Origin of the sequence: Aneurinibacillus aneurinilyticus ATCC 12856 (assembly GCF_000466385.1) — a bacterium.
Classification (GTDB): domain Bacteria; phylum Bacillota; class Bacilli; order Aneurinibacillales; family Aneurinibacillaceae; genus Aneurinibacillus; species Aneurinibacillus aneurinilyticus.
In genome coordinates, this window is the sequence record NZ_KE952923.1 from 1 (window position 1) to 8,488 (window position 8,488).

Sequence of the window (8,488 nt, forward strand, 5' to 3'; positions counted from 1 at the left end):
CATTCTGGATCATACTGGATAATCAACACCCTTGCAGTCATATATAAAAATGAGCAGTGAACCTAAAAAGGCTCGCTGCTCATTTTTTTTGCTTGAAGTTTACGGTAACGTTAACGTTAATGATATAATCATAATAGTTTGAATATTTGGATGAGGGTGGTGGATGTGAAATCGTACAACATTTCGGAATTAGCACAGGAATTCAATGTAAGCACGCGTACGATTCGTTATTATGAGGAACTTGGTATTTTGAATCCGCAACGGAGCGTGAGTGGACAGCGAGTGTATGTGAAAAAAGACAGAGTAAGACTTCGCTTGCTGAAATTAAGGAGATGATCGGACTGTTTGACACCGATCCAAGTGGAAAAATGCAGTTGGAAAAAACGATGGAGTACGGTAAGCAAAAACTGAAGGAAATTGATGAACGAATCGAAGAACTGCTAGCTTTGCGGAATGAAATTCAATTTTTGTATGATAACTTCCACAAAACAATACAGCAAAAGGTGGGAAAAGAATGAACATTTCCGAGCTTTTGGCAAGAAATGCACGCAAATATCCGAATCATGAAGCTATTGTAGATGGAGCTAATAGAATAACCTATCAGGCATTTGACCGAAATGTACATGCACTTGCTTCCGGCTTGCGTGAGTTAGGAGTTATGCAGGGGGATAAAGTTGTATTGTTTATGCCCAATACGAAAGAATTTCTGTACACATACGTTGCGGTGCTACGTTTAGGCGCAGTCATTGTGCCGGTGAATGCCAGACTAGCAGGTACAGAAATCGGCTCCATTCTCGATCACAGCGATGCGAAAGCCATTGTAGTCCATCATTCGCTTTTTTCTACGGTAGAAAGTCTAGGTTTGCCCACAAAAATTTTGAGCATTAAAACCGGAGAGGCGGCAGCAGGGTGGTTTTTGCTTGAAACGTTAGTATCCAGGCCTGTCCTGGAGGAAATCGTATGTGAGATGAGAGAAGACGATGAGGCAACCATTCTTTATACGTCAGGTACTACCGGCCATCCAAAGGGTGTTGTATTTACGTACCGCAGCATATTGACGGTAGCAATAATGATGTGCATCGAGATGACAATGAAACCGGAAAGCCGAATTCTTCATATGATGCCGCTAAGCCATTCTGCACCTCTGCATTTGTTTTTCGTATCTGGCATGTATGTAGGAGCGACACATGTGCTGTCCGCAACCTTTACTCCGGAGCTGCTGCTGGAGATGACGACTACGGAGAAGATTACCCACTTTTTTGGAGCGCCTGTGGCTTATTTGTTTACTGCAAAGCATCCGAGAATTGCTGAGTATGATATATCAGCAGTGGAATATTGGATATACGGCGGAGCACCGCTAAGTCCACAAGAAGTGAAGACGATTCACCAGGCATTTGGGGCCCGAAATCTTGTATGCGTGTATGGATTGACGGAAGCGGGACCGAGCGGTACGCTGCTGAAGGCGGAAGAACATGCGAACAAAGCAGGCAGTATTGGAAGCCGGGCGGCCCTGAATTGCGAATTGCGCATTGTAGATGCACAGGGACGAGATGTAGCGATGGGCGAGATAGGGGAGATTATTTTGTATGGTGAAGGCACGATGAAAGGATATTACAAGGATGAACCTTTGACTGCTGCAGCCATTCGTGATGGTTGGCTCTATACAGGGGATATGGCACGGTTTGATGAGGATGGATACGTATGGATTGTCAACCGGAAGAAAGACATGATTATCTCAGGTGGTGTCAATGTTTTTCCGAAAGAAATTGAAGATGCGTTGCTTACGCATCCGGCTATTGCAGAAGCAGCTGTTGTCGGTGTTCCTCATCCGGAATGGGGAGAAACAGTCAAAGCCTTTATTGTGCTCGCGGCTGAAGTGCAGGATATCAAACAAGAATGTAGGCGTTTCCTAAAGGGGAAGCTAGCTAATTACAAGATTCCGAAGTTATATGAAGTGCTTCCGCAATTGCCGCGGAACACAACGGGAAAAATTCTTAAAAATGTACTGTGTCAAACAGCTGAAGCGAAAAGGGGTGTATAAACATGAATGTATTTCGAGAAGATCCAAATCTGGCGTTTATTTTAAAGCAGTACCTGGATGATGAATTGTATGCATGGGGCAGAGCAGGAGCTGGATGAATTCGGCGAACGCTGCGGGACAGATATTGATCGCCGAGCTATGCATACCGATCGGGAGGGGCAGCCCAGACTGATTAAATATGATAGGTTTGGTGATGACATCTCGGAAGTGTGGGTGAATGAAGAATACAGGCAGAACCAGGTTTTTACTGTCCCGTTACATTAACGATAGCAACTGCATATCTGCTGGACCGGTATGCAGATGAGGAGGTAAAACAAAGATTTTTGCCGCATGTCGTTTCTACTGGGGAAACCGAACTGTTTGAAGGTGCAACATTCCTGACAGAGCGTCAGGGGGGATCCGACTAAGGGATTCTATTATATGATGGAAACGTTGAGCTTATCTCGTGTGTGTAATGCAATAGCATCTATTGGAATTATGCAGCGAGCTTTTCTTGAAACGAAAAAATATGCTTATAAACGTAATGCATTCGGCAAGCGATTAACGGATTTTCCGATGGTGAAAGAGACGCTTGCTAATATGGCGGTCAAGCAGGAGGTGGAATCGAGTGCTGTTTTTTTCGTTATTTTCCTATTCGAGCGAGTGATGCTGAAGAAAAAACAGATATTCACAGATAATGTAGCGATGAATCGTCTATTAATTGCCCTGCTTAAGATGGAAACAGCCGAGCAGGCCATCCATTTCGCACACGAAGCAATTGAGATGCTCCAGGTGCGATATTTTGATGTACTGATGAATAATGAGAGCATGCAAGTACCCATAAATTAATATATTTGTTAGTTCAACAAAGAATCTCATAATATTATATTGAATATTTATAATATTTATATTATTATAAAGTTCATAAGTGCATATGAATGGCAAAGGCGCCTATCAATCTGTACGAGTGTACAGTTTAGGCGCTTTTTGGCGTGCTTAGAACAGGGGGGATAAGTGTAAGCATTATCCAGCAACATTGTGTATCCAACAATTCAAAATGAGAGGGGACAATAACTGATGGTTTATAAAGGAAAACAAATGAAAAAAATAATTGCAGGTGCTGTAGTAGGCACGTTCCTTCTTTCCATACCGGTAAGCAGCGTTCTTGCAGCTAACATGCAATCACCGATCTTGGTCGACTCTAAGGTACATACTGATGCGGCAGCAGTTCAAATACTGGACCCAGGGAAATGGGCACCAAAAAATTATACTGTTGTGCAAAATTTGATAGACAAGTACGGAATAAAAAGCCCTGCATATAATTCTGACAGGAAACCTTATGTTATATTTGACTGGGATAATACGAGTATTATGAATGATACGGAAGAAGCTTTGTTTATTTACATGATGGATCATCTTGCTTTTAAGCTAACACCGGAGGAATTTACCAAGGTTATTAAAAACAATGTTCCGGAAGGCGCTTTTTCGGGGGAGTATACAAACGTAAAAGGCGAGCGAATTACGCTTGCTGCAATTAGTAAAGACTTGCGTCGAGATTATGAATATCTCTACAGTCATTATAAAGGGCTCAACGGTACGCAATCATTGGAGACGGTACAAGCTAGCGATCAGTTTAAGGATTTTAAAACAAAATTGTACTTTTTATATGAGGCGATTAACGGTACATATGACACAAGTGTAGGATATCCATGGGTTCTCTACTTTTTTGCAAATATGACGACAGAAGAAGTTCAGCAGCTTACGGAAGCTTCGAACGATTATAATTTGGGCCAGGCTCTCGCTGAGATCAAGCTGGCAAGCCCGGAATCTATGGCAGGTGAAGCTGGAACGGTAAGTGTCTCCTATACAGGTGGACTGAGGCTTACGCCTGAAATTGCAAATTTGATGCATACATTCAGAAAGAATGGAATTGATGTATATGTCGTATCCGCTTCTATGAAAGAAGTTGTCGAGGTTTTTGCGACGAATCCCAAGTATGGCTATAACCTGCCGAAGGAAAACGTTATCGGGATAAGGCTCCAAAAAAATGGGGATACGTATCTTCCTGCATTACGGACAGATTGGCCTCTTACTGTAAATCACGGAAAGACGGAAGTTATCCAAAAAGAAATCGCTGACAAAAGAGGATACGGTCCTTTGTTTGTGGCTGGTGACAGCAACGGAGATTATGAAATGATGACCGAATTTCCAGATACTGAGCTTATCTTAATTATTAACCGGGCAAAAGGTGGAAAAATCGGCAAAGTTTCTGCCATAGCCGCTTCTGAAATGGAGAAGGCGAATCCAAGGTTTATCCTACAGGGCCATGACGAAAATACCGGGCAATGGATACCAACCGAGTATACGATTAAGTTGGGAGCAACGGAAAAGGTGCTGCTGGCTGCGCAAAAGTAACTTATTTGGTAATTCCAGTAATAAGAAATGAAAGCGGGAATGAGTCAGACAGACTGTTCCTGCTTTCTTTCCTGAGTACTGAGACAGAAACGAAAGTGGCATTACGTGCAGGTACGGACCGTAAGTTGCGAATGATTCTGATTGAATGGCAATATTTATACAGTGGATGCCAAATTTTCCAAAGCTGACGCTATGGTCATCAAAGATCAGAAATTTATCTATGTTGGTAATAAAGAGCGAGCCGAGAAATACATAGGACCGAGCACGAAGGTTATTGGTTTAGAAGGAAAAAGTGTAATTCCAGGGTTAAATGATGGACACCTGCATTTTCCGGGGCTTGCGCTTAATTTAATTGAAATTGACGGTTTTAATAAGCCAAAGGAAGAGATACTGAAACTGGTTAAGGAAGAAACTACTCACCGTCAACCGGGAGAGTGGATTCTAGGTCGTGGCTGGAATCACGAGCTTTGGCCAGATAAGAAATTCCCAACAAAAGAGGAGCTTGATGCGATTGCACCGAACAACCCCGTTTTACTAAAGAGAGTGGATGGACATTCTGCTTGGGTTAACTCCAAGGCTCTTGAAATCGGTGGTATAACCAAAGGCACTCCTGATCCTCAAGGCGGAGAGATCATTCGAAACGGTAGCGGAGAACCGACCGGCATGCTAATTGATACAGCTCAAGAACCCGTTACATCCAAAATCCCTTCTTATACCTCGGAACGTATACAGGAAGGTCTTTTGAAAGCCCAGGAAGAACTATTTTCCAACGGGATTACAAGTGCAACAGATGCCGGTTCCCATCTGAGCTATATAGAAGATATGAAAAGCTTGTATAAGAAAGGCAGTTTAAAAGCTAGATTAAATGTTATGGTTGCCAATGGTACAGGTGGAGAAACGGGAGAAAGTCTCGCTTATTATTATAAGAAGGGACCGGAAATCGGCTTGTATGGAGATCGTTTCACGGTTAGATCCGTAAAACTTATTGGTGACGGCTCTCTAGGTTCCCGGAGTGCAGCCCTTCTGGAGAGCTATTATGATCGTCCGGGCCATAAAGGAAACTATCGATTTACAGATGAAGAATTATATCGCTTAGTTAAAGAAGCGCGCGAGCATGGCTGGCAGGTGGCTACTCATGCAATCGGTGATGGTGCTATTCTTCAAGCGATTAACACATATGAAAAAGTATTAAAGGAGAGTCCACTAGAAGATCATCGATGGAGAATCGAACATTTCCAAATAGCAAACGCCGACGAAATTAAACGTATTGCTGAACTTGGTATTATGCCTTCTATGCAGCCTGTACATGCGACATCTGACAAAAATATGGCCGAGGATCGGGTTGGACCTGAAAGAATTAAATACGCCTATGCTTGGCGTAAGACAATCGATGCCGGGTCTCATATCATTGGAGGCTCAGATGCCCCGGTCGAATTGGTGAATCCCTTCCATGGACTGTATGCCGCTGTTACACGTATGGATCGTGACGGAAACCCGGAGGGAGGCTGGTATCCGGAGGAGAAGATGACAAGAGAGGAAGCCTTACAAGCCTTTACTATTTGGGCCGCGGAAGGGAGCTTTGAAGAAAAGCTAAAAGGCTCTTTAGAGGCTGGAAAGTTGGCTGATTTTATAGTAATTGATAGAGATCCGATGAAATGTCCAGAAGAACAATTGAAAGATATTACAGTGCTTACCACGGTAGTAGGTGGAGAGACTGTATATAAGAAGTAATGCCGAATTAGGTTTTATTAAAAGGGCTGGCTCAACAGGTTATGAGCCAGCCTTTTGCTGTTTATATTGAGATGTTGCCTATCGATTTATTCAGACTCTGATACAACCGTGAATCGTTCGTTCAAATGCTGTGGCTTTTCGATTTCATCCAGAATGGCAATAGCATAGTCCGCATAACTTACATAGCTTTGTCCTTTAGAATTCACGAGCAACTGGTCTTTACCTGTTTGATAAGAGCCTGTTCTTTTTCCTTGCGGATCAAAAAATGCAGAAGGACTGACAAATGTCCATGTAATAGAATCTGTTTGCTGTAAAATATCCAGGTTTTTCCCCTGGTTCTTAGCTGTTGGAAGATATTCTTTAGGAAAATCAGGTGTATTGAATACTTGTGTAGTTTTTGCCTCATCTACAAATAAACTTCCTGCACCGCCTACGACGATGAGTCTTGTTTCAGGGGCATTTTTAAGAGCGTCGATGAGTACATTTCCGGCTTCAACATGAAGATGCTCTTGTCCTGGAGGCGCTCCGAAAGCATTAACTACTACATCGAATGCTTTGAGGTCATCTGAAGTTATATCAAAAATGTCTTTTTCTAGTACAGCTACCTTATTATCCGTAATTTTAGCAGCATTTCTTACGATAGCTGTTACATTGTGGCCTCTTTCAACAGCTTCTTTCATAATTAGGCTTCCTGCTTTACCGCTTGCTCCGATAATTCCGATGTTCATCGTTTGTACCTCCAATTTTATTATTTGTAACAAAAATTGTTACAGGTAGGGGGTGAAAACGCATCTCTTCTATGGAAAGAGATGCTGTAAGATATCTTCGACTGATTTGTTTGCCAATTCATTTTCTAACGCTCTTTGGGCATCAAAAAATACACCTTCTAGTGTTGATTGAATGTTTTTTCCGATAGGACAATTAGGATTAGGCTGTTCATGAATCGCAAATAATTCATCCTGTGCCTGAACGGCCTTATGCACCTCTAATAAAGAGATATCGGCAGGGTTCCTGGCTAAAGCCGTTCCGGCGACTCCGGCGCGCGTTTTTAGTATGCCAGCTTTTTTTAGCATGCTCATTATGCGTCGGATAACGACCGGATTGGTATTTACACTGCCTGCGATATAATCGGAAGTGATTTGTTTGCCTGGATTGGCAGCGATTAGAGAAAGAATATGAATAGCGACAGCGAGACGACTATTAACCAAGTCTTTCACCCTCTTCTGTAACTATTTTAGTTACAAGTGTGATTTTTGTCAACATGCTTGGTTTGAGCTGTCTGTTTTTATTGCGTATATTTTTATGATGCATCACTGTATTCCTCCATATACATTTTTGCTTGTTAAAAGAATTTTACCCGTATTTTCATGGGCTTCAGCCGCCTGAACTGCTTTCGTAACATCCAAAAGATCAAACCGCAAGCCAGGCGCCATGAGCTTTAATTGATTGTCGTAAATTAGTTCAATAACGCGGCGAAATGTCGCCTGCCAAGTCTGTGCAGAAGCTTGTTGATTCCAATACCGCAAATGAAACATCTTAACATTTACTTGGGTAGTTTCCATAATTTTTGACCAACTGATAGGAATTCCTGACAGGAGCCCGATACTTAACAAGAACCCGTTCGGGCGAACGCAATATGCTGCATCCATACCTGCTGATCCGCCTATGGAATCAATAGCCGCTTTCACTCCGCGTCCATGCGTTACTTCCATAACTGCAGGATACAACGATGTGTTTGAGGTATTGATTACGTGCGAGGCACCAAGTCCAATCAAATCTTCTGTATAAGCCTCATTGCGTGTTACAGCAATCAGCCTAAAACCGAAAACAGCAGATAATTGCGCAAAAATACGACCGATGGAAGAGCCACAAGCATTGACAAGCACGTCATCACCAGGCTGGAGTTTCAACACTTCTGTACAAGTAAGCCATGCTGTTATCGGATTGATATATAATTGTGCAGCCGTATCATCATCAATAAAGCCGGGAATCGGAACGGCCAATTCGGCTGATGTTTTAACAAGCTCCTGCCAGGTACCTTCGCCTCGTAAAGGTAAAACACGTGTCCCAAGAAGTGATTTGGAGACGCCAGGGCCTACTTCTTCGACAATACCAACTCCCTCATAGCCTGGAATGGCAGGCAGACCAATCCGATGGGAATATGCGCCCTTAATAGGTATTAAATCAGAAGGGTTGATTGGGCGAGCAATCATACGTACAAGGATTTCGCCTATCCCAGGATTTTGGATATTTCTATTTTCGATTTGTAGAACATGTTGTGGCTCTCCCTATTTAGCCCCCTAATGAATTTGGACACCTACT

At 42.7% G+C, this 8,488-nt stretch carries 6 protein-coding genes and 2 pseudogenes; 5 read left to right on the top strand and 3 right to left on the bottom strand.

The window, feature by feature from the left end; translation table 11 throughout:
* The first annotated feature begins 165 nt into the window (after window positions 1-165).
* The 5 genes and pseudogenes from HMPREF0083_RS25800 to HMPREF0083_RS25820 all read left to right on the top strand — a co-directional run bounded on the left by HMPREF0083_RS25800 (window position 166) and on the right by HMPREF0083_RS25820 (window position 6,166).
* Window positions 166-518 (top strand): annotated as a pseudogene (locus HMPREF0083_RS25800) (MerR family DNA-binding transcriptional regulator).
* On the top strand, window positions 515-2,041 hold the full coding sequence (locus tag HMPREF0083_RS25805; protein WP_021624949.1) for a class I adenylate-forming enzyme family protein: 1,527 nt from the start codon (window positions 515-517) through the stop codon (window positions 2,039-2,041). The pseudogene HMPREF0083_RS25800 and the gene HMPREF0083_RS25805 overlap by 4 nt, the downstream one beginning before the upstream one ends.
* A gap of 2 nt (window positions 2,042-2,043) precedes the next feature.
* Window positions 2,044-2,806, top strand: a pseudogene (locus HMPREF0083_RS27670) (acyl-CoA dehydrogenase family protein); the annotation flags it as partial.
* Between the two features lie 291 nt (window positions 2,807-3,097).
* Entirely contained in the window at window positions 3,098-4,435 is a 1,338-nt protein-coding gene (locus HMPREF0083_RS25815) for a haloacid dehalogenase-like hydrolase (protein ID WP_021624952.1), read from the top strand.
* Window positions 4,436-4,576: 141 nt separating this feature from the next.
* Window positions 4,577-6,166: an amidohydrolase gene (locus tag HMPREF0083_RS25820; RefSeq protein ID WP_245191382.1), complete on the top strand. Its 1,590-nt coding sequence runs from the start codon at window positions 4,577-4,579 to the stop codon at window positions 6,164-6,166.
* A gap of 86 nt (window positions 6,167-6,252) precedes the next feature.
* Here HMPREF0083_RS25820 and HMPREF0083_RS25825 read toward each other — a convergent pair whose 3' ends face one another.
* The 3 genes from HMPREF0083_RS25825 to HMPREF0083_RS25835 form a co-directional block, all read right to left on the bottom strand.
* Window positions 6,253-6,894 (bottom strand): NAD(P)-dependent oxidoreductase, encoded by a 642-nt coding sequence (locus tag HMPREF0083_RS25825; protein WP_021624955.1) that lies wholly within the window; start codon window positions 6,892-6,894, stop codon window positions 6,253-6,255.
* 69 nt (window positions 6,895-6,963) lie between these two features.
* On the bottom strand, window positions 6,964-7,374 hold the full coding sequence (locus HMPREF0083_RS25830) for an Rrf2 family transcriptional regulator (RefSeq protein ID WP_040305201.1): 411 nt from the start codon (window positions 7,372-7,374) through the stop codon (window positions 6,964-6,966).
* A 102-nt stretch (window positions 7,375-7,476) separates the two neighbouring features.
* Entirely contained in the window at window positions 7,477-8,430 is a 954-nt protein-coding gene (locus tag HMPREF0083_RS25835; protein ID WP_051354807.1) for a zinc-dependent alcohol dehydrogenase family protein, read from the bottom strand.
* Window positions 8,431-8,488 lie beyond the last annotated feature (58 nt).